Here is a 19,715-nt window from a genome sequence, read left to right as displayed (position 1 = left end):
GTCGCGCCCGCTGCGGTCGCGCCGGTCGCCGTCGCGCCCGCGGTCGTGGCCCCGGCGGTCGTCGCTCCGGTGGCGAGCGCGGCGCAGCCGGTGGTGGCCACCCCGTTGCAGACCACGATCCAGCCCGATGCGGCCAGCACGCCGATCGCGAACGTCATCGGCGCCCCGCCGGCCGGTCCCTCGGTGCTCACCGCGCCGGCCGCCGCGACGCCCGCGTTGTTCGATCAGGCGCGTCCGACGCCGGTGGTGAAACCGACTCCGGTGGTTGACCATTCGCGTCCCACCGATGTCTCGACCCCGTCGACGACGAACTCGCCGACCACCATCACCAAGACGGTGCCGACGACCCCGGTGGTGCCGTCCGACGTCACCACGCCGTCCGTGCCGAAGACGTCGAACCCTGACGTGACCAAGGTGCCCGGCGTGTCGACTCCGACGACGCCGCACACCCAGCCGAGCACCGGCCAGACCGACCCCACCACGAAGGTGCCGGGGACGACCGGGTCCCAGCCGTCGACCCACGTCCCGACCACGTCGCCGGACGACGACGTGACCACTCCGGGCACGGCACCCACCGGCCCCACGAGCGGTGCGGGCGACGACATCACCACCCAGCCGACGCAGCCGACCGCGCCCACCCGCGACGTGCCGACGGCCACCCAGCCGGAACCGACCGCGACGGTGCCGACGCACGACATCCCGACCCGGGACGTGCCGACGCACAACGTGCCGGCCCCGACGGCCGATCTGCCGCCGACCTACCACGCGCCGACGCCGACCCAGGCGCCCGTGCCCACCTACAAGCCGCCGATCGTCGACCCGAAGCCGCACGGTATCTCCGATCCGATCAACGTCGGGCCGTACTATCCGGCAGGGGACTCGGTGCAGGTCGTGGATCACGTGACCTACACCGATCACGCGCCGCTCACGGTCGCCGCGAGCGGTGGTCTGTCCGGCGGGTTGATGCCGGAATCGACCCTGGCGGAGACCCACCACATCGTCCCGGGCGGCGTGGACATAGCGTTGCTGTAACACCGGAACGCAGGGGGCGTCCCGTGCAGATCGAAAGCAAACCACTGTAAGGAGGACGGTTGTCTGCCGCAGCCGGGCTGAAGGCCGCGACGGTGAAACACCCGGACGCGATGGCGCCGCTGATCCGGATACTCGACGAGCTGCGGGAGATCGCCGGATTCGCGGGGCGGGACGACCTCGGCAGTCGTTTGAGCATGGTGCGCGCCCGGGTCAGCGACCCACGGGTGCGGCTGGTCGTGGTCGGCGAGCCCAAGAACGGGATGAGCACGCTGGTCAACAGCCTGGTCGGCGCGTCGGTCAGCGCCACCGACAGTGACCTGAGCGTGCCCGTCATCGTCGAGTACGGGCCGGAACCGACTGCGACACTGGTGCGTTCGGTCGACGGACGGACCGAACGACAGTCGGTGGATCCGCTCGACCCCGGGCCCGCCATCTCCGCGTTCGGCGTGATCCGCGCCGAATTCACCCAGCCCAGCCCGCTGCTGGCCGACGGCGTCGTGGTGATGGACGCGCCCGGCACGCGCGGCGCCGCCGACAACACCACCTGGTCGATGATCGCCGCCGCCGACGCCGTGCTCTACGTCGGCAACGCGGCCACCGAACTCACCGTCGACCAGATCGCCTACCTGCAGCGCATCCAGCAGATCTGCCCGACGGTCATCTGCGTGCTCAACAAGATCGACCAGTTCTCCCACTGGTCGCACACCCAGCAGCGCAATCGGGAACTGCTCGACGCCGCCGGGCTCGGCTTCGCGGTGGCGCCGGTCTCGGCGGAACTGCACCGGCAGGCGGGACTGTCCGGCAACTACCAGCGCGATATCGAATCCGGTGTGCCGCAACTGATCGACCACCTGCGCGACTACGTGGTGTCGCGCGCGGACAGCGTGGCGCTCGACGCCGCCGTGCAGGACATCCGCCTGGTGAGCGACCATCTCGCGCTGACCCTGCGCAACGAGGTCGAGTCGCTGCGCGATCCGCGCCGGCGCGCCGAGATCACCGACAAACTCGTCCGCGCCCGGGACGACGCGGACCAGCTGCGGCAGCGCACATCGAACTGGCAGGTCACGCTGGTCGACGGCAGCACCGAACTGATGGCCGATATCGAACACGATCTGCGGCACCGGTTGCGCAGTTTGATCCGTGATGCAGAAGCGGAGATCGCGCAGACCGATCCTGCCCGGCGCTGGAAAGAATTTGGTACCGATCTCGACGCCAGGATCTGCGAGGCGGTCGAAGAGAACTTCGTGATGGCGCACTATCGGTCGGTCGAACTGTGCGAGCAGGTGGCCTCGAAGTTCTTGGCGGACAACCGCGTTGCCCCGCTGCCAGACCTGCGGCTGGAGAACCCGGGTGAGGTTCTCGAGCCGGTGCAGCCACTGGAGCCGCTCGAAAGCGCGAAAGCCAGTGTGACGCAACAGTTGCTGTCCACCCTGCGCGGTTCCTACGGTGGCATCCTGATGGTCGGTCTGGTCACCAGCATCCTCAAGATGTCGCTGGTGAACTGGTATTCGATCGGCGCTGGTGTGCTCCTCGGCATCAACGCGCTGTGGGACGAGCGCAAGAACTTGAAGGCACGACGGCGCGCGGAGGCGAAAGTCGCGGTGTCCAGGCTGATGGACGACGTGATCTTCCAGGTCAGCAAGGAATCACGAAATCGCCTGCGCGCCATGCAACGTGTCCTGCGCGACCACTTCACCGAAATCGCCGGCAACGTAGCCAAGCAGGCCGACGAGGCCCTGCGCCTCGCCGAGGCCGCCTACCAGAAGTACGGCGACCGCAGCGGCGACCGCATCGCCGACCTGGACAAGCAGATCGTCAAACTACGCGAACTGCGGGAACAGGCCGACGGCCTCGTCACCGGCTGACCCCGCGCTCAGGCGGGGCGGTTCGCTGGTACGTGGGCGGGTTGGAAACCGCTGGCGGGGCGGTTCTCTTCGGCTCGGATGACGTGGGTGACCGCGTTGATCAGGGCGAGGTGAGTGAACGCCTGGGGGAAGTTGCCGAGGTGGCGTCCGCTGCGCGGGTCGATTTCCTCGGCGTAGAGCTGCAGGGGGCTGGCGAAGCCGAGCAGGCGCTCGCACAGGTGCCTGGCGCGCTGCACCTCACCGATTTCGACCAGCGCGGACACCAGCCAGAACGAGCAGATGGTGAAAGTGCCTTCGGCGCCGGACAATCCGTCGTCGGTGGTCTCGGTGCGGTAGCGCAGCACCAGTCCGTTCTCGGTGAGCCGGTCGGCGATGGACAGCACAGTGGCGCGGATCCGGTGATCGTCCGGCGGCAGGAAGCGGGTCAGCACCGCCAGCAGCAGTGAGGCGTCCAGGGTGTCGCCGCCATAGGTTTGGGTGAAGACGCCGTTGCTGTTCACCCCGTGGGTGAGAATGTCGTCCTTGATCTCGTCGGCGAGGGTGTACCACTCGGTCGCGTGCTCGATCTGGCCGTGCAGTTCGGCCAGTTTCGCGCCGCGGTCGAGCGCGACCCAGCACATCACCTTGGACGAGGTGAAATGCTGTGGCTCGCCGCGTACCTCCCAGATGCCGCGGTCGGGCTCGCGCCAGCGCGCGATGGCCGCGCGCACCTGCCGTTCCAGCAACGGCCACAACGTTTCCGGTACCTGCTGGCGCGACTTCACGTGCAGGTACACGGCGTCGAGCATGGTGCCCCAGATGTCGTGCTGATCCTGGTTGTAGGCGGCGTTGCCGATGCGCACCGGGCGCGCCCGGTCGTAGCCGCTGAGGTGGTCGAGGGTCTCCTCGGTGATCAGGCGTTCCCCGCCGATGCCGTAAAGCACTTGCAGCGGAACCGCATCGCCGTTGTCGCCGGTGGTCGCGTCGCGCAGGAACGCGAAGAAGTCGTCGGCCTCGCGATCGAGCCCGAGGGTGTACAAGCCCCACAGTGCGAAGCTGGAGTCGCGCACCCAGGTGTAGCGGTAGTCCCAATTACGTTCGCCGCCAGGCGTTTCCGGCAGTGAGGTGGTGGACGCGGCGAGTAGCGCGCCGGTGGGGGCATAGGTCAGGCCCTTGAGCGTCAGCGCGCTGCGCTGTAAGTAGCTGCGCCACGGGTGATCCGGGAAGTTGCCGAGGGTGATCCACTGTCGCCAGGACTCGGTGGTCTGCCACATCTTCTGTGCCGCATCCTGATACGTCTTCGGGGCGGGCAGCTCCGACCAGGTCAACGCGACGAACACGTCGTCGCCCTCCTGCATCCGGGTGCGCGCCCTGGCCTCGCGGCCCTCCAGGCCGAGCCGCAGATCGGTGGTGAGCACGAGCGTCGGGCCTGCCGCCGGGTCGTCGGTGCGGACCGCGGTGGCCTCCTCGTAGACCTTGCCGGTGTACTCCCAGCGGGCCGTCGCACGGTGGTAGTCGAACGAGGGCTCGCAGCTCATCTCCAGCTCGACGGTGCCGTTCACGCATTTCACCGTGCGCAGCAGCATGTGCTCGGCGTCCCAGTCCATCGGGGTGCGGCGGTGGGTCTTGGAGCGCTGATCGTTGTTGTGCCACCGCCCGAGCACCAGCGCGTCGCGCACGATCAGCCAGCCGGTCTCGGTCTGCCAGGTGGTTTCCAGGATCATCCCGCCCGGCAGATAGCGCCGCGCGGCGGGCACGTTCACGCCGTACGGGCCGATCCGGAAGTGGCCCGCGCTGCGGTCGAGCATCGCGCCGAAGATGCTCGGCGAATCCGGGCGGGGGACGCACATCCACTCGACCGCGCCGTTGTTGCCGATCAGGCAGCTGGTCTCGCAGTCGGACAGGAACGCGTAGTCGTCGATCGGCGGGAAGGCGCCGTGCCGCGGCTCGGTCAGCTGGCTGGGTACCGGCAGGTCGTACGGCTCGTCGACGGTGAGATCATCGGAGGACGGCATACCTCACAGTATCTATGCCCCTAGCCTGCGAATAGGGGTGACGGCGGCCGTCTCGGCCCGCGCCGGCATCGGGCTTGCTCGTCTCTCAGGTGGACGCACTAGGCTGGGTTCGTGGTACATCACATCGCAGGTTGGTGGGACAGCTTCGAGCTGTGGGTTGCGGGACTCCCGTTCATCCCGCAGTTCCTGGTCGTGCTCGTCGGCATGGTCCCGATCTGCTTCGCCATCGCCTTCGCGCTGGACCGGGTGTTGCGCGCCGCGCTGCGGGTGCTCGACCGCAAACACCCCGCCGAGCCCGCGGTGCGGGTGCTGGCCGATGCCGCCACCCTCACCGCCGACCCGGACGCGGTGCTGCTCCCCGGCGATCCGCGCAGGCCCGTGCAGAGCGGTGCCCGCTGATGCCACGTTCGCGCGTCCAGCTGGCCCTGATCGCCCTGCTGGTGCTGGTGGTCGTCGCCTGGCTCTTCACCCGCTGACGAGCTAGTTGTTCTGCTCGCCCGAGCGCCAGTCGTTGAACCGTTTGCCGATCTTGGACACCGTGTCGCCGACCTCCTGACCGACCGTGCTCACCGCGGAACCGACGTCGCGGCCGATATTGCGCACCGTACGGATCAGCGGGTCCTCGGACTGGTCGAAGTTGTTGCGGTAGGTCCGGGCGGCCTCCTTGATCTCCGCGCCGATGCTGGCGTTCTTGTCGTGTTCGCGCCGCGGGTAGTCGCCGGCGAGGATGCGGTCGTACTCGCCGCTCTGGATCCAGCGGCGCAGCTCCGAAGCCCGCAGTACCGAGAACGGATGGCTCTGCAGTTCCAGGTTGAGCAGTTTCAGCACACCGTCGCGCAGGTCGCCGGAGCGTTCGTAATCATCGGCTTGGGCCAGGAACGCGCCGTGATTCATCTCCTTGATCCAGGTGCCGCCCGCCGTCTTCATGTGCACCCGCACCGAGGTGTCGACATCCTGCACGCACAGCAGCCCGGCCCGGTCGCCGGAGAGCTCGGATTTCCGGCTCCATTCCATCAGCGCGGCGACGATGGCGCGTAATGCCCAGCCGCCCACCGGCATCCAGCCGAAGCTGGCCGAAATCCGCAGCAAATGCATGAGCATGGTGCGGTACACCGCGTGCCCCGACAGTGCGTGGCCCAGCTCGTGTCCGACGATGAAACGCAACTCCTCGGTATCCATCAGGTCGATCAAACCCGTGGTCAGCACGATGAACGGCTGGTCCATGCCGATCGTGAAGGCGTTCACCTGCGGGCTCTGCAGCACGAACATCTCCGGCGTGGTTCGCGCGTCGAGCACCTGGACGCAGTCCTCACGCAACTGATGCAGCGAACGGAACTGCCGCTCGTCCACCCGCACCGCCGTCGCGAGGTACATCAACCGATGCTGGCGTTCCTGCAGCAAACCCGACAGGGTGCGCAGGATGGCGTCGAAACCGGACAGCGTGCGCAGTGTGACCAAGGCGGTGCGATCGGCGGGATGCTCCCACGCGCGGGTGCTGATGCCGGGAAATCGCGCGCGGACCCGATCCGGGCTGGTAGTCATGGGATGAAACCCCCCTCTTCCTGGAACTCTGTAATTCGAACTAACACAACGTGCTCTGCTACAGTCTGCCCGTGTCTTCGAGTGTCGTCCCGCTGGTCCGCCATGAATTGGCGTTGATCGCGGTCGGCAACCTCGCGGTCGCCGACATTCTCTGTCGCTGATCGGCGACCGGGCACGGCTGCGCGTCCCTACTTCGTAGACTGGCGTGCAACTTTTTCGCAGACGTCCCCGAACCCCCGGCGGCCTTCCGGCCGACAGTCACGCCATTGCCGCATAATTCCGGCGACAGGTCTACCGATCCACCAGCATGTCTGTGCCACTCGACGCTCCGAGTCGGCAGCCAGTAGGAAAGGTCCACCCGAAATGTCTCGCAAAACTCGGCTCTTCTCGCGCCGCAGCGCCGTTGCCATCGCCGTCACCTCAGCCGCGGCGGTCGTGCTCACCGCCTGCGGTGGCGGAGCCAGTGACACGGTCGGGGGCAGCGGTGCCGACGGCAGCGGTGGCACGCTCAACCTCTACGCCTACGCGGTGCCCAAGCCCGGCTTCGACAAGGTCGTGCCGGAGTTCAACAAGACCGAGCAGGGCAAGAACGTCGTCGTCAACGGCTCCTACGGCGCCTCGGGTGATCAGTCCCGCAAGGTCAAGGACGGGGCCGAGGCCGATGTCGTGAACTTCTCCGTGGAACCCGACATCACCCGCCTGGTCGATGCCGGGCTGGTCGACTCGAACTGGAATGCCGACGCCACCAAGGGAATTCCGTTCGGCTCGGTCGTCGCGATCGTGGTCCGCAAGGGCAACCCGAAGGGCATCAAGGACTGGGACGACCTGCTGAAGCCGGGTATCGAGGTGGTCACCCCGAACCCGTTCAGCTCGGGCTCGGCCAAGTGGAACCTGCTCGCGCCGTACGCGGCCAAGTCCGAGGGCGGCAAGAACCCGCAGGCCGGCCTGGACTACCTGAGCCAGCTGGTGTCCAAGGAGCACGTGAAGGTGCAGCCGAAGTCAGGCCGCGAGGCCACCGAGACGTTCCTGCAGGGCACCGGTGACGTGCTGCTCAGTTACGAGAACGAGGCGCTGTTCTCCGAGCGCAACGGCGACCAGATCGAGCACTTCGTGCCGCCGGTCACCTTCAAGATCGAGAATCCGGTCGCGGTGTTGAAGTCGAGCAAGAACCAGGAGAAGGCCGTGGCCTTCCGCGACTTCCTGTACACCCCGGAGGGGCAGCGGGCTTGGGCCGCAGCCGGTTTCCGGCCGGTCGACCCGAAGGTGGCGGCCGAGTTCGGCAAGGACTTCCCGACGCCGCAGCAGCTGTGGACCATCGCCGACCTGGGCGGCTGGAAGACCGTGGACAAGGAGCTGTTCACCCCGAACACCGGTTCGGTCGCCGTGATCTACGACAAAGCGACCAAGTAGCCGGGCTGTACGGACGGAATACTGGACGACTGTGACTGACAGCAGCACCGCCGGAGACGGGGCAGCACCCGTTTCCGGCGGTTCCCAGAAGGTGAGCCCGGCCGGGCGCGTGAACTGGTCGTGGCTGCGCGTGACCGGCTCGGTGGGCCCGCTCGGCATCGCCACCGCCGTGCTGTGGCTCAGCATCATCGTGCTGCTGCCGCTGGCCGCACTCACCGTCACCTCGTTCGACGAGGGCTGGTCCGGCTTCTGGAGCGCGGTCACCGCGCCCGCGGCGCTGGACTCGTTGCGGATCACGGTGTTCGTCTCGGTGGTGGTCGCGGTGATCAACGTGGTGATGGGCACGCTCATCGCCTGGGTGCTGGTGCGCGACGAGTTCCCCGGCAAGAGCATCGTCAACGCGCTGATCGACCTGCCGTTCGCGCTGCCGACCATCGTCGCCAGCATCGTGCTGCTCTCGCTCTACGGACCGCAGAGCCCGATCGACATCCACCTCAACGCGACCCAGCCCGGCCTCATCGTGGCGCTGGCGTTCGTCACGTTGCCGTTCGTGGTGCGGTCGGTGCAGCCGGTGCTGATCGAGGCGGACCGCGAGGTGGAACAGGCCGCGCTCTCGCTGGGCGCGAACAACTGGACCACGTTCCGCCGCATCGTCTTACCGACGCTGGCCCCGGCGATCATCTCCGGCGGCGGCCTCGCCTTCGCCCGCGCCATCGGCGAATACGGCTCGGTGGTGCTGATCGGCGGCGCCATCCCGCGCAAGACCGAAATGGCTTCGCAGTACATCCAGAAGCAGATCGAGATCGACCGGCCGATCAACGCCGCCGCGGTTTCGGTTGCCCTGCTGGTCATTTCGTTCGCGACCCTGCTCGTGCTCCGCCTGCTCGCCGAACGCAGCGTGCGCAAGGAACAGGAGACGCGTTGAAACTCTCTGTGTGGTCCCGTATTCCGCTGCGGGTGGTGGCGCTTGGCTACCTGGTCGTCTTGCTGGTGCTGCCGCTGGTGATCATCCTGTATCGCACCTTCGAGAAGGGGATCGGCGCGTTCATCGATTCGATCTCCACGCCCGCCGCCATCTCCGCGTTCCAGCTGTCGATGATCATCGTGGCGATCGTGGTGCCGGTGAACGTGATCTTCGGCGTCGTCACCGCGATCGCGCTGGTGCGCGGAAAATTCCCGGGGCGCACCCTGGTTCAGGGCATCGTCGATCTGCCGTTCGCGGTGTCGCCGGTGGTGGTCGGTGTCGCGCTGATCCTGCTGTGGGGTGCCGGCGGCTGGTTCGGCGGACTGGAGGACATCGGCTTAAAGGTGATCTTCAATCTGCCCGGCATGGTGATCGCCACCATCTTCGTCACGCTCCCGTTCGTGGTGCGCGAGGTCGAGCCGGTGCTGCACGAGATCGGCGACGAACAAGAGCAGGCGGCCGCCACCCTGGGCGCCACCCGCTGGCAGACGTTCTGGCGAATCACCTTGCCCGCCATCCGGTGGGGCCTCACCTACGGCGTGGTGCTCACCGTGGCCCGCGCGCTCGGCGAGTTCGGCGCGGTGATCATGGTCTCTTCGGCGCTGCCCGGTAAGTCGCAGACCCTGACGCTGCTGGTGCACGGTCGATACATCAACGACCACAACACCTTCGGCGCCTACTCCGCCGCGACCCTGTTGATGGGCCTCGCGCTCGTGACACTCCTGTTGATGATCCTCCTCGAACGCAAGCGGGGCGCCAAATGATCACCGTGACCAATGCGAAGAAGAACTACGGTTCGTTCGCCGCGCTCGACGATGTCACCATCGATATCCCGTCCGGCGAGCTGACGGCCCTGCTCGGGCCCTCGGGTTCGGGCAAGTCCACGTTGCTGCGGTCGATCGCGGGGTTGGAGTCGCTCGACTCCGGCATCGTGGTGATCGCGGGCAACGACGTCACGCGGGTGCCGCCGCAGAAACGCGACATCGGTTTCGTATTCCAGCATTACGCCGCGTTCAAGCACATGACCGTGCGCGACAACGTGGCGTTCGGCCTGAAGATCCGCAAGCGCCCCAAGGCCGAAATCGCCAAGCGGGTGGACGAATTGCTCGGCATCGTCGGCCTCGACGGCTTCCAGCATCGCTACCCGGCTCAGCTGTCCGGCGGTCAGCGCCAGCGGATGGCGCTGGCGCGCGCGCTCGCGGTCGACCCCCAGGTGCTGCTGCTCGACGAGCCGTTCGGCGCGCTGGACGCCAAAGTCCGTGCGGACCTGCGTACTTGGCTGCGCAGACTGCACGAGGAGGTGCACGTCACCACCGTGCTGGTCACCCACGACCAGGAAGAGGCCCTCGATGTGGCCGACCGCATCGCGGTGATGAACAAGGGGCGGATCGAGCAAATCGGTTCTCCGGAGGACGTTTACGACCGTCCGGCGAACGAGTTCGTGATGTCGTTCCTCGGCGCCGTGGCCCGGCTGAACGGACATCTGGTGCGCCCGCACGACATTCGCGTCGGTCGCGAGCCGAGCATGGCGCTGGCCGAGCACGAGGGCACCGCCGAATCCGCGGGCGTCACCCGGGCGACGGTCGAGCGCGTGGTGCATCTCGGGTTCGAGGTCCGGGTGGAACTGCGCAATGCCGCCACCGGCGATCTCTTCGCGGCCCAGGTGACCCGCGGTGACGCCGAGGCGCTGCGCCTTGCGGACGGGGAGACGGTCTATGCCCGAGCCACCCGGATCCCGGAGCTGCCCGCACCGTGAGGCGTCGCGCCGACCGGCTGCTGCGACGTTGCTGATCTTGTGCTGGCGCAAGGTTATCCGCTGAGCGCGGCCACCGGAGTGTTGCCGCATTGTCCGGTACAGAGTTGCGGCGGTGACCCGCACGGCTCGACCGGACGACCGGCCTCAGCGTGTCGTTCCGGCGAGTCTGCGCAGTATCGCGCGCCGCGGCCCCCGTGTCCGGCGAATAGGGATTGTTAGGGGCTATCACTGCATGTGAGAACGTGTATCCGGATGCGATGCCGGATCGGCGTCCGGTGCGGCGTCGGGCGGCAACCCGGGATGGGACACGGTCGAATGTCGGCGTGTCGCAGGGAAATCCGGACGTCGGTGCGATTCGCGCACTCCAGGGCAGGTGACCAGGATTGATCGTTGTGCTATGCAACCTGTTTCAGAACAGGCGGGCGGCGGACAATAGGGTGTCCGGTGGTTGGCAGGCGAGTCGCGGAGTGGTTGCGTGGACGGAGTTCGAAGCAAATCGGCTCGGCGATCAGGTGGATTGCGATGGCGGTTGGTCTGGGTTTGAGCATCGGCACGGTGAACACGGTTTCCGCTCTCGCGGAGGAAGGTTCGAGCGGCGCCCACCCAGCCCGCTGGCTGCGTCAGCTGCCCTCGCCGCAGGCTCCGCCGGGCCGCCGGTGGCCGCCGCGTGCCCAATCCATCACCCGCCGCACCACACTCACCTTCGACAGCACCGGCCTCGCCCGGGTCGGCATGATTCCGCGGCACGGCCGCGCGATCACCGAATTCGCCGATCTCTCCCAGCGCTCCGTGGTCTCGGCCCGCGTCGGGCATCGGGCACTCTCACCCGCCGACCTGGTCGCGGTGGTGGCCGAATGCCTGATCAGCGAGGCACTGTTCGATCTTCCCCACGAGGCCGGTCACGGGGTCGGCATCGCGCTGACCCATCCCGCGCGCTATACCGACGCGCACGTCGGTGATCTGCGCGCGGCGCTGGACGCGATCGGCCTCGACCACGTCGCACTGGTCGCCGAGCCGGTCGCCGCGGCGACCTGGCTGGAGGCCGACCGCGGCCCGCTCATGCCCGGCCTGGCGCTGGTCTACGACCTGGGCGGGGCCAGCCTCGATGTCACGCTGGTCCGGGTCGGGGCAGGCTGTCCCCGCAATCCGATCGTCGGCGAGCCGTTGCGCTCGTCGGAGTTCGGCGGCCGCGCCTTCGGCGCCCTGGTCGCCTCGCGCGCCGGGCACGGCCTGCCGTCGGACTCCATTTCCGCCTCGGTCACCGGCACGACGGCCGACGAGCTACGGACCAGGCATGTGCGGGCCTCCTTGGAGCTGGTCTACAAATGTCTGCGCATCGCCGACGTCACGATGGCCGATGTCGACTGTGTACTCGTCGTCGGCGGCGCGGCGCGGCCGGTCGAGGTGGCTCAGGTTCTGGCAGGGGAACTGGCCCGGCCGGTGATCACCGCCCCGGATCCGGAGCGGACCATCGCGGACGGTGCGGCGATCATCGGCCGCCGGGCGGCGGTCGCCGCGGAGGAGTCGGCGGGCAAGCACCACGGCAAACGGCGCGGCGGGGGCGCGCATCGACGGGCGGCCACCAGGGCGATGGTGTTCTCGCAGCGGACGAAGCGCAGGCTGAGCCGGGTGGCGCTGGCAGCGGGGCTGTCGGTCGCGGGCGTCGGAATGGCGCTCGCCTTGCCCGCCGACGGGGTGATCGTGGGGATGACGCAGCTCGCGACCCTGCGCTGACCGCGGGCGGTCGTACCCGGTGGTGCTCGTGACGAGGGCGATCGCCACCGGGTACGCCGCTTTTCCGGTGAGGGGGAACTGAGGGCGGCGGCCTCTTGCGATCCGCCGCCACCATTTCCTCCTGATCGTTCGACCAGCTCTTTTCGGGGTACTCGCTTCGTGGGTTGACGTGACAGCCTGTAGGTGTAACCATGGGGTACAGGTAAACGTTTCGAAGAGAGAGGCAGTGACGACGATGTCTGCAGCCGTGACGCCCCCGATCGACCCCGATCTGGAGAAGGCGCAGGAGTACGCCGCGACGCTTCTACTGCTCTCCGAGGGCTCGGTCAACAAGCATTTCGACCCCTTCGACGATATCGACTGGGACAACCCGGACTTCGACCCGAACACGGGCGCGCACCGGTGGATTCTGCCGATGTCGGCCGACCCGCTGGGCCGGCACCCCTGGTACCTCGCGCAGTCCGAAGAGCGCAAGATCGCGATCGGCAAATACCGCCAGGCCAACGTCGCCAAGGTCGGCCTGCAGTTCGAGTCGATCCTGATCAGCGGCATGGTCACGCACAACTTCGGCCTGCCCAACGGCTCGCCCGAATTCCGGTACTGCTCCCACGAGATGATCGAGGAGCACAACCACACCCTGATGTTCCAGGAGATGGTGAACCGAATCGGCGACGACGTGCCCGGTATGGGTCCGCTGGTGCGCAAGTTCAAGTACCTCGGTGCGCCGGTGGCCGCGTGGTTCCCCAACCTGTTCTTCATGGCGGTGCTGGCCGGCGAGGAGCCGATCGACCACATCCAGAAGGCGATCCTGCGCTCCGACGAGGACGTGCACCCGATCATGCGTGGTGTGATGGCCATTCACGTGGCCGAGGAAGCGCGGCACATCTCCTTCGCGCACGAGTTCCTGAAGATCCACGTGCCCGAGTCGAACGCGTTCAACCGGTTCGTGCTCTCGATCGCGATGCCGATCGTGATGTGGATCCTCGGCCGCTCGATCTTCACCCCGCCGCGTTCCTTCTGGAAGGAATTCGACATCCCGGACTACGTCCGCAAGGAACTGTTCTACGGGTCGAAGGAATCCAAGCAGGAGTTCAGCGACTTCTTCGGTGACGTGCGCACGCTGGCCAAGGACATCGGCCTGATGAACCCGATCTCCAAGGCGGTCTGGAAGCTGCTCAAGATCGACGGCCACACCACCCGCTACCGTTCCGAGCCGCTGCGCGCGGTCAAGGCCGGCTGACGTGCCCTACATCGTCACGCAGTCGTGCTGTAGTGACGCCTCGTGCGTGTACGCCTGCCCGGTGAACTGCATCCACCCGACGCCGGACGAGCCCGACTTCCTGACCGCGGACATGCTGTACGTGGACCCGAAGGCGTGCGTCGACTGTGGTGCTTGCGCGACCGCCTGCCCGGTGGACGCGATCGTGTCATCGAAGAAGCTGACCGAAGAGCAGAAGCCGTTCATCGAGATCAACGCCGATTTCTACCGGCAGGCCCGGCCGCGTCCGCTGCTGGCCAAGCCGGTGCCCGCGGCCGAGATCCGGGCCGAGCGCCAGCCGCTGCGGGTGGCCATCGTCGGGTCCGGCCCGTCGGCGATGTACGCGGCGGACGAGCTGCTGACCCAGCCCGACGTGGCGGTGACCGTGTTCGACCGGCTGCCGGTGCCCTACGGGCTGGCCCGGCACGGTGTCGCGCCGGATCACGCGAAGACCCGGAAGGTCAGCGAGCTGTTCGACGTCATCTCGGCACAGCCCGGCTTCGCGTCGTACCTGAATGTCGAAGTGGGCGCGCATGTTTCGCACAACGAACTGCTCGACCACTTCCACGCGGTGATCTACGCGGTCGGCGCTTCGGCCGATCGCAAGCTGGGCGTACCCGGTGAGGGGCTGGCGGGCAATGTCTCCGCCACCGACTTCGTCGCCTGGTACAACGGGCATCCCGATCACGCGGATCGGCTCTTCGATCTGTCGCAGCAGCGCGCGGTGATCGTCGGCAACGGCAACGTCGCACTCGATGTCGCGCGCATCCTGACCAGCGATCCGGAAACGTTGTCCAGCACCGATATCGCGCCCTACGCGCTGCGTGCGTTGCGCGAGAGCAAGATCGAGGAAGTGGTGATCCTCGGTCGCCGCGGTCCGCTCGAATCCGCTTTCACCGTGCCGGAATTCGTCGGCCTGCTCGGCTCCGACGTGGACATCGTGATCGAGGGCGACCTGCCCGAGCTGACCGAGGGGCTGCCGTACCAGGTCGAGCAGAAGCTGCGGCTGCTGCACACGGTGCGCAACCGGCCGGTCGGCGAGCGCAAGCGAATCGTGTTCCGCTACTTGGCTTCGCCCACCGAGATCGTCGGCACCGACCGGGTCGCGGGCATCGAGGTGAGCCGCAACGAACTCGTCACCGACGCGGACGGGCGCACCAGGGCGGTGGCCACCGGGGCGACGGAACGTCTCGACGCGGGTCTGGTGCTCACCTCGGTGGGGTACCGGGGCGTCGCGTTGCCCGGCTTGCCCTTCGACGACGCGGCGAGCGTCATCCCGAACCTGAACGGCCGTGTACTGGAACGGGTCGACGGCGCAGTGCTGCCCGGCACGTACGTCACCGGCTGGATCAAGCGCGGCCCCACCGGCTTCATCGGCACCAACAAGTCCTGCGCGCAGGAAACGGTGCAGCAGCTCGCCGACGACTACAACGCCGGACGGCTGCCCGAACCGGGCGGCAGCGCAGCGGAATTCGATCGGCTGATCCGGCATCGGCAGCCTGCGGTGCGGGTCGCGGGTGCGGCCAAGCGCGTCGGTCCGGTGCGCCGGTTGCTGGCTCGCTCCTGACTCGAAACCCCTCGTGGATCACAGGATCCGCGAGGGGTCTGCAGTTTGCGTAGCCCCATTTTCTGGGCCTTGCCGCTATGGCCGCGTCCGTCCACGATAGAAGTGGGCGGGGACTCACCGGTGACGCGGTTACGAAGTCCGCAGTGTCATCACCTGCCTGTTCCAGCGAGGTGCGTCGGGTCGTCCTCGCTGATGGCTCGGGCGGGCCGCGCACGGCGGCCCGTCCGGGTATTCCGCTCGCCGGAGTGCGTCAGCGCGCGGTGAAACCGCCATCGATCGCCAGGGCGGCGCCGGTGACGAAACCGGCCTCCGCGCTGAGCAGGAACGCGCAGAACCCCGCGATCTCGGCCGGCGTGCTGATCCGGCCGACTGGATGCAGGGCGGCGATGGCTGCCTCGCCCTCCGGCGTCGCGCCCATCGAATTGCGGAACGCCGGCGTATCGACCGCGCCGGAGACCAGTGCGTTCACCCGCACGCCCTGCTCGGCGGCCTCCAGCGCGACTGCCCGGGTCAGGCCGACCACGCCGTGCTTGGCCGCGACATACGGTGCGACCGAGCCCATTCCGACCACGCCGAGGTTCGACGCGTTGTTCAGGATTGCGCCGCCGCCGGTGGCGACCAGCGCGGGCACCTGGTGCCGCAAGCCGTAGAACACGCTCGTCAGATTGAGTTCCAGGTCGGCGCGCCAGCCCGCCTCGTCGATCTCGGCGACGGGCCCGAACGCGTTGACCGCGCCCGCGTTGTTGAACGCCGCGTCCAACCTGCCGAACTCGGTGACCGCGGCCTCGGTGAGCCGGGCCACGTCCTGTTCCACGGTGACGTCGGTCGGCACGAACAGTGCCCGTCCGCCCGCCGCGCGGATCTCGGCGGCCACCCGCTCGCCCGCGTCCTTGCCGCGCGCGCCGAGCACCACCGCCGCGCCCTCGGCCGCCACCCGCAACGCGACGGCCTTGCCCACACCGGAGCTGGCGCCGGTGATCAGCACGACCTGATCCGCAAACCGTGTTGTCATCTTGTCTATTTCCCTTCTGGTCCTTGCGATCTCACCGTCCTGTGGTGCGGTCGCAGTACTCAGTCAAGTCCGCGGCAGGTGCCTGCGCTGGCGGGAAACAGTCGTCGCGTTGACGTGTCATCGGTTTGCGCGTGTAGTCGGAGCTAATTCCGGTGAAGTGGTACAGGTGATCGAATTGAGCTGGGCTGGCAATGGTTTAGTTACCGACCGGTCAGTGTGTTGAGGTAACTTATGATTCGGTGGGGGAGGCCGTTCGATATTCGTGCATCTGCACATTGTCCGGATCGCTACGTGATAACGGGATCGGGTGATGTGTTGTTCAACCTTCGACTGTCCAGCGGGCTGAACATCGCTGCCGCTCTGCATCGTCGCAGGTGATCCGGATCATTGCGCTGTGCAGCTAAACGTTTCACGCCATTTCGGCGCCGTTCATATCAATTCCGCATCCTTCCAGCGAGCCGAGCAGCTAATCTGTGCTGGCTGTTTGGAAGACGACCGCGGCCACATGGTTCTCTGTGTGATGGACGTGGTCTCGGTACGTTGACGGGATAGCATATGACCACAGGTCTGGGTTTCAGCATCGGCGCAGTGAACTCTATGACGGCTTCGGTTACCGGTGCGCGAACCCGGCCCGTCGTGCGCAGCAGGCGCACCGCGGTGACCTTCGACAGCGCGGGCGGACTGCGCGTCGGCGGCATCCCGCAATTCACCATGGCCGTAACGGATTTCGCCGACCTGAGCCGAGACCCCGAGCCGATGATCGTCGGCGGGCGCATCTGGTCGCCCGCCAACCTGGTCGCCGCGGTGGTGAACGGGCTGCGTGCGGCCGAACCGACCGCGGCCGAGTCCGGTGCGGTGACCACTTATCCAGCAACGTATTCCGCCAAGGACGTGGCGTTGCTGCGGCAGGCGCTGGATCTGTCCGGGGCGGGTGATGTCGAGCTGGTGCCCGAGCCGGTCGCCGCCGCGGAATGGCTGGAGGCCGAGCACGGTCCGCTGGAACCCGGTTTCGTGCTGGTCTACGACCTGGGCGGCACCAGTCTGGATGTCACCATCGTGCGGGTCGGGCCCGACTGGGACGACCATCCCATGGTCGGAAAGCCGGTGCGCTCCTTCGACTTCGGCGGGCGGCCACTCGGCGCGATGATCGCGCGCTACGCCCACGAAGCCGGGCCGGGCGCGGCCACCGCGACGTCGATGCTGTCCATGGTGGACATCGACGGTCTGCGCGCCGCGCATGTGCACGACACGCTCGAAATCGTGCGCGATGTCGTGCGCTCGGCCGACCTCACCCTCTCCGATATCAGTCGCGTCCTGGTGATCGGCGGTGCGTCCCGTCCCGCCGAGGTCGCCCGCACCCTCGCCGAACTCGGCCGCCCCCTGGTGGTTTCGGCCGATCCCGGGCACACCGTGGCTGCCGGGGCCGCCCTGCGGGCTGCGCGGACGATGGCGCTCGCCGCGTCCGGCGGTAAGCAGAACGCCCCGCGCGTCGCGGTGTTCTCCAGTGCCGCTGTCGTTTCCGCGGTGGCGATGTCGGCGGTGACGGTGTTCGGCAGCCCCGCGGGGCCCGATGCGTCGCCGATCCTCGAGCATTTCCCGGGCGGCGATATGCCTGCCAACGACAGCGCGCTGTACGACACCGGCTTCGACCGGATCGCGGGCAATCACGAAGCGTGGATCGCCTCCCCGGCGGGCTGGACGCCGCCGCGCTCACTCGCCGCCTCCACCGGCCTGGCGCGCCCGTCCGCGTACAGCAAGTTCATCACGCCTGTCGCGCACTCGACGCCCCTCGGCCCGACCCTCGCCGAATCCCGTCGCGGCGACCACAACGAGCCCCGAACCTACGACACCACAGACCGATACCACGGTTCGCCCTATGCGAACCCGGCCTACTTCATCAACCCCCTGCCCTTCGGTCAGCCACCCGTCGCGACTCCCGGGACCCCCGGCCAACCTGCCGTGCCGATCGCGGGCACCCCCGCGGCACCGCCCGCCCCCGGTGCCATCCCCCCCGCTCCGCAACCAGGGACCACACCCGCGGTGCCGGACCCCGGCACGATGCCCGGCGTGCCCGCCACCGGACCGATCACCGACCTCCCCACCTCCGGAATCGGCACCGGCACAACCCCTTCCGCCCCCGGCACCAGTGCCGGTGGAACGACCTCCGGCGGTACCTCCACACCCGCCGCCGGAGGTTCCACCGAGACCGGTGGTGTCACCACGGGTGGAAGTACGTCGGGAGAGTCGACCAGCGGTTCCACGCCGGGTGGTTCGACTTCCGGTGGTTCGACGTCGGGTGGTTCCGATTCCGGCGGTTCCACCTCGGGCGGATCCGATTCCGGCGGTTCCACTTCTGGTGGTTCTACTTCCGGCGGTTCCACTTCTGGCGGTTCTACTTCCGGCGGTTCCACGTCCGGTGGTTCGACGTCAGGTGGTTCGACGTCGGGTGGCTCCGACTCGGGTGGTTCCACGTCGAGCGATTCCACGTCGAGCAGCTCGACGTCAGGTGGCTCCACCTCCGACAGCTCCTCCTCCGGCGGTTCCTCATCGGGCGGTTCCTCGTCAGGTGGCAGCAAGAACTAGCCCTCGTCGCGGCGCAGGCATCGACGCACCCACTCGGGCGATGTTAGAGGGGTCGTTGCGTTTGTGCGGCGCCCTATGGGCAGGGGTGAGGTGGTTTCTGCACTAGTGGTTTCGTTTTGGGGTGGCCGAAAGAGCTAGCCCTCGTTGCGCGCAGCCGTCGCGGCGGTCGCTGCTCGGGCGGCGTCTGGGAGGTCGCTCGTACGACACGTTGTGGGCCGGGCGGTGGTGCGGTTCCACCTCGGATGGTTCCACTTCAGTTCGACCTCGGGTGGTTTCGATTCCGGCGGTTCCACTTCCGTTGGATCTACCTCTGGTGGTTCGACTTTCGGTGGATCTACCATTCCATCTCGGGCGGTTCCTCGTCAGGTGGCAGCAAGAAGTTGCCGTAGTTGCGGTGCGGCGGTCGCTGCTGGGGGCGACGCCGAGGTGTCGTTGCGTTTGGGCGGCACCCTGTTGAGCGGGCGTGCGGAGATTTCTGCGCTGGCGGTAGCGGCAAGTCGAGTTCGAGCGCGGTTCCGTTTCGGGTGGCAGCAAGATCTAGGTCGTGTCGGCAGGTGCGGTGCCGGCGAGGCAGGCGGCGTGCGTTTCGAAGCGACCGCCGCGCACGGTCTTGCCAGACAGATCGGCACTCGCTGGGGCGATCCCGGAGTTGCTCGGGCGAGTGCACAACACGGATCACCCCGGGCGAGTGCACAACACGGATCACCCCGGGGTAGTCGGGTACTCAGTGCGCCTCTAGGCGGGCTGATGGTCAGTGGTCCGATCTCGCCGCGCCCCGTCCGCGGACTTCGCAGTTGCGAGCGCGGCTACCCGCGACTCGGTCGCCGCGTTCTCTACCATTCCCGCACCTCTTCTGCGTTCGCGCACCCGCTCTGCCATGCCATATGCGGTGCGGGAACACGGAACTGGTGCGTCAGCTCAGAAGGGGGTGCGTGACCGCTCCGCCGCTACCCGCTATGCCGACTGAGCGTCGGCAGGGTCGCCCCGCGGAGTTCCTG

At 67.7% G+C, this 19,715-nt stretch carries 14 protein-coding genes and 1 pseudogene; 12 read left to right on the top strand and 3 right to left on the bottom strand.

Annotated features, from left to right (window positions below; translation table 11 throughout):
- Positions 1-1,032, top strand: a pseudogene (locus TY25_RS43140) (hypothetical protein); the annotation flags it as partial.
- A 59-nt stretch (positions 1,033-1,091) separates the two neighbouring features.
- On the top strand, positions 1,092-2,897 hold the full coding sequence (locus TY25_RS00520; RefSeq protein WP_052382711.1) for a dynamin family protein: 1,806 nt from the start codon (positions 1,092-1,094) through the stop codon (positions 2,895-2,897).
- A gap of 8 nt (positions 2,898-2,905) precedes the next feature.
- Here the strand turns inward: TY25_RS00520 and TY25_RS00515 are convergent, their stop codons facing one another.
- Positions 2,906-4,891 (bottom strand): glycoside hydrolase family 15 protein, encoded by a 1,986-nt coding sequence (locus TY25_RS00515; protein ID WP_088606967.1) that lies wholly within the window; start codon positions 4,889-4,891, stop codon positions 2,906-2,908.
- Between the two features lie 111 nt (positions 4,892-5,002).
- Here TY25_RS00515 and TY25_RS00510 point away from each other — a divergent pair, with 111 nt between their 5' ends.
- Positions 5,003-5,290 (top strand): hypothetical protein, encoded by a 288-nt coding sequence (locus tag TY25_RS00510; protein WP_063602685.1) that lies wholly within the window; start codon positions 5,003-5,005, stop codon positions 5,288-5,290.
- A gap of 81 nt (positions 5,291-5,371) precedes the next feature.
- Here TY25_RS00510 and TY25_RS00505 read toward each other — a convergent pair whose 3' ends face one another.
- Positions 5,372-6,433, bottom strand: a complete 1,062-nt coding sequence (locus TY25_RS00505) for a M48 family metallopeptidase (RefSeq protein WP_042253275.1) — start codon at positions 6,431-6,433, stop codon at positions 5,372-5,374.
- Between the two features lie 71 nt (positions 6,434-6,504).
- Between TY25_RS00505 and TY25_RS44590 the strand changes: the two genes are divergently transcribed.
- The 8 genes from TY25_RS44590 (at position 6,505) to TY25_RS00470 (ending at position 15,122) form a co-directional block, all read left to right on the top strand.
- Positions 6,505-6,594: an Ms4533A family Cys-rich leader peptide gene (locus TY25_RS44590; RefSeq protein WP_324191976.1), complete on the top strand. Its 90-nt coding sequence runs from the start codon at positions 6,505-6,507 to the stop codon at positions 6,592-6,594.
- A gap of 202 nt (positions 6,595-6,796) precedes the next feature.
- A complete protein-coding gene (locus TY25_RS00500) occupies positions 6,797-7,843 on the top strand; it encodes a sulfate ABC transporter substrate-binding protein (RefSeq protein WP_042253274.1) in 1,047 nt (348 codons plus the stop codon).
- Positions 7,844-7,934: 91 nt separating this feature from the next.
- Complete coding sequence (cysT, locus tag TY25_RS00495; RefSeq protein ID WP_041563583.1) at positions 7,935-8,768, top strand: sulfate ABC transporter permease subunit CysT; 834 nt, start codon at positions 7,935-7,937, stop codon at positions 8,766-8,768.
- Positions 8,765-9,571, top strand: a complete 807-nt coding sequence (cysW, locus tag TY25_RS00490) for a sulfate ABC transporter permease subunit CysW (RefSeq protein ID WP_042253273.1) — start codon at positions 8,765-8,767, stop codon at positions 9,569-9,571. The genes cysT and cysW overlap by 4 nt, the downstream gene beginning before the upstream one ends.
- Positions 9,568-10,563, top strand: coding sequence for a sulfate/molybdate ABC transporter ATP-binding protein (locus TY25_RS00485; protein ID WP_042253272.1), 996 nt, complete (start codon positions 9,568-9,570; stop codon positions 10,561-10,563). Before cysW ends, TY25_RS00485 begins: the two co-directional genes overlap by 4 nt.
- A gap of 522 nt (positions 10,564-11,085) precedes the next feature.
- Complete coding sequence (locus TY25_RS00480; RefSeq protein ID WP_042253271.1) at positions 11,086-12,297, top strand: Hsp70 family protein; 1,212 nt, start codon at positions 11,086-11,088, stop codon at positions 12,295-12,297.
- 235 nt (positions 12,298-12,532) lie between these two features.
- A complete protein-coding gene (locus TY25_RS00475; protein WP_042253270.1) occupies positions 12,533-13,537 on the top strand; it encodes an AurF N-oxygenase family protein in 1,005 nt (334 codons plus the stop codon).
- 1 nt (position 13,538) lies between these two features.
- Positions 13,539-15,122, top strand: a complete 1,584-nt coding sequence (locus TY25_RS00470; RefSeq protein ID WP_052382710.1) for an FAD-dependent oxidoreductase — start codon at positions 13,539-13,541, stop codon at positions 15,120-15,122.
- A 250-nt stretch (positions 15,123-15,372) separates the two neighbouring features.
- On the opposite strand, the gene TY25_RS00465 is transcribed toward TY25_RS00470, so the two are convergent.
- Positions 15,373-16,134 (bottom strand): SDR family NAD(P)-dependent oxidoreductase, encoded by a 762-nt coding sequence (locus tag TY25_RS00465; protein ID WP_042253269.1) that lies wholly within the window; start codon positions 16,132-16,134, stop codon positions 15,373-15,375.
- Positions 16,135-16,731: 597 nt separating this feature from the next.
- Between TY25_RS00465 and TY25_RS40260 the strand changes: the two genes are divergently transcribed.
- Positions 16,732-18,717 carry an Hsp70 family protein gene (locus TY25_RS40260; protein WP_146154053.1) on the top strand — a complete coding sequence of 662 codons (1,986 nt, stop codon included), beginning with the start codon at positions 16,732-16,734 and terminating at the stop codon, positions 18,715-18,717.
- Positions 18,718-19,715 lie beyond the last annotated feature (998 nt).

Origin of the sequence: Nocardia brasiliensis NBRC 14402, assembly GCF_000308475.2 — a bacterium.
GTDB lineage: Bacteria > Actinomycetota > Actinomycetes > Mycobacteriales > Mycobacteriaceae > Nocardia > Nocardia brasiliensis.
The sequence above is the reverse complement of the archived record's forward strand: the minus strand, read 5'-3'. Positions and strand labels throughout refer to the sequence as shown.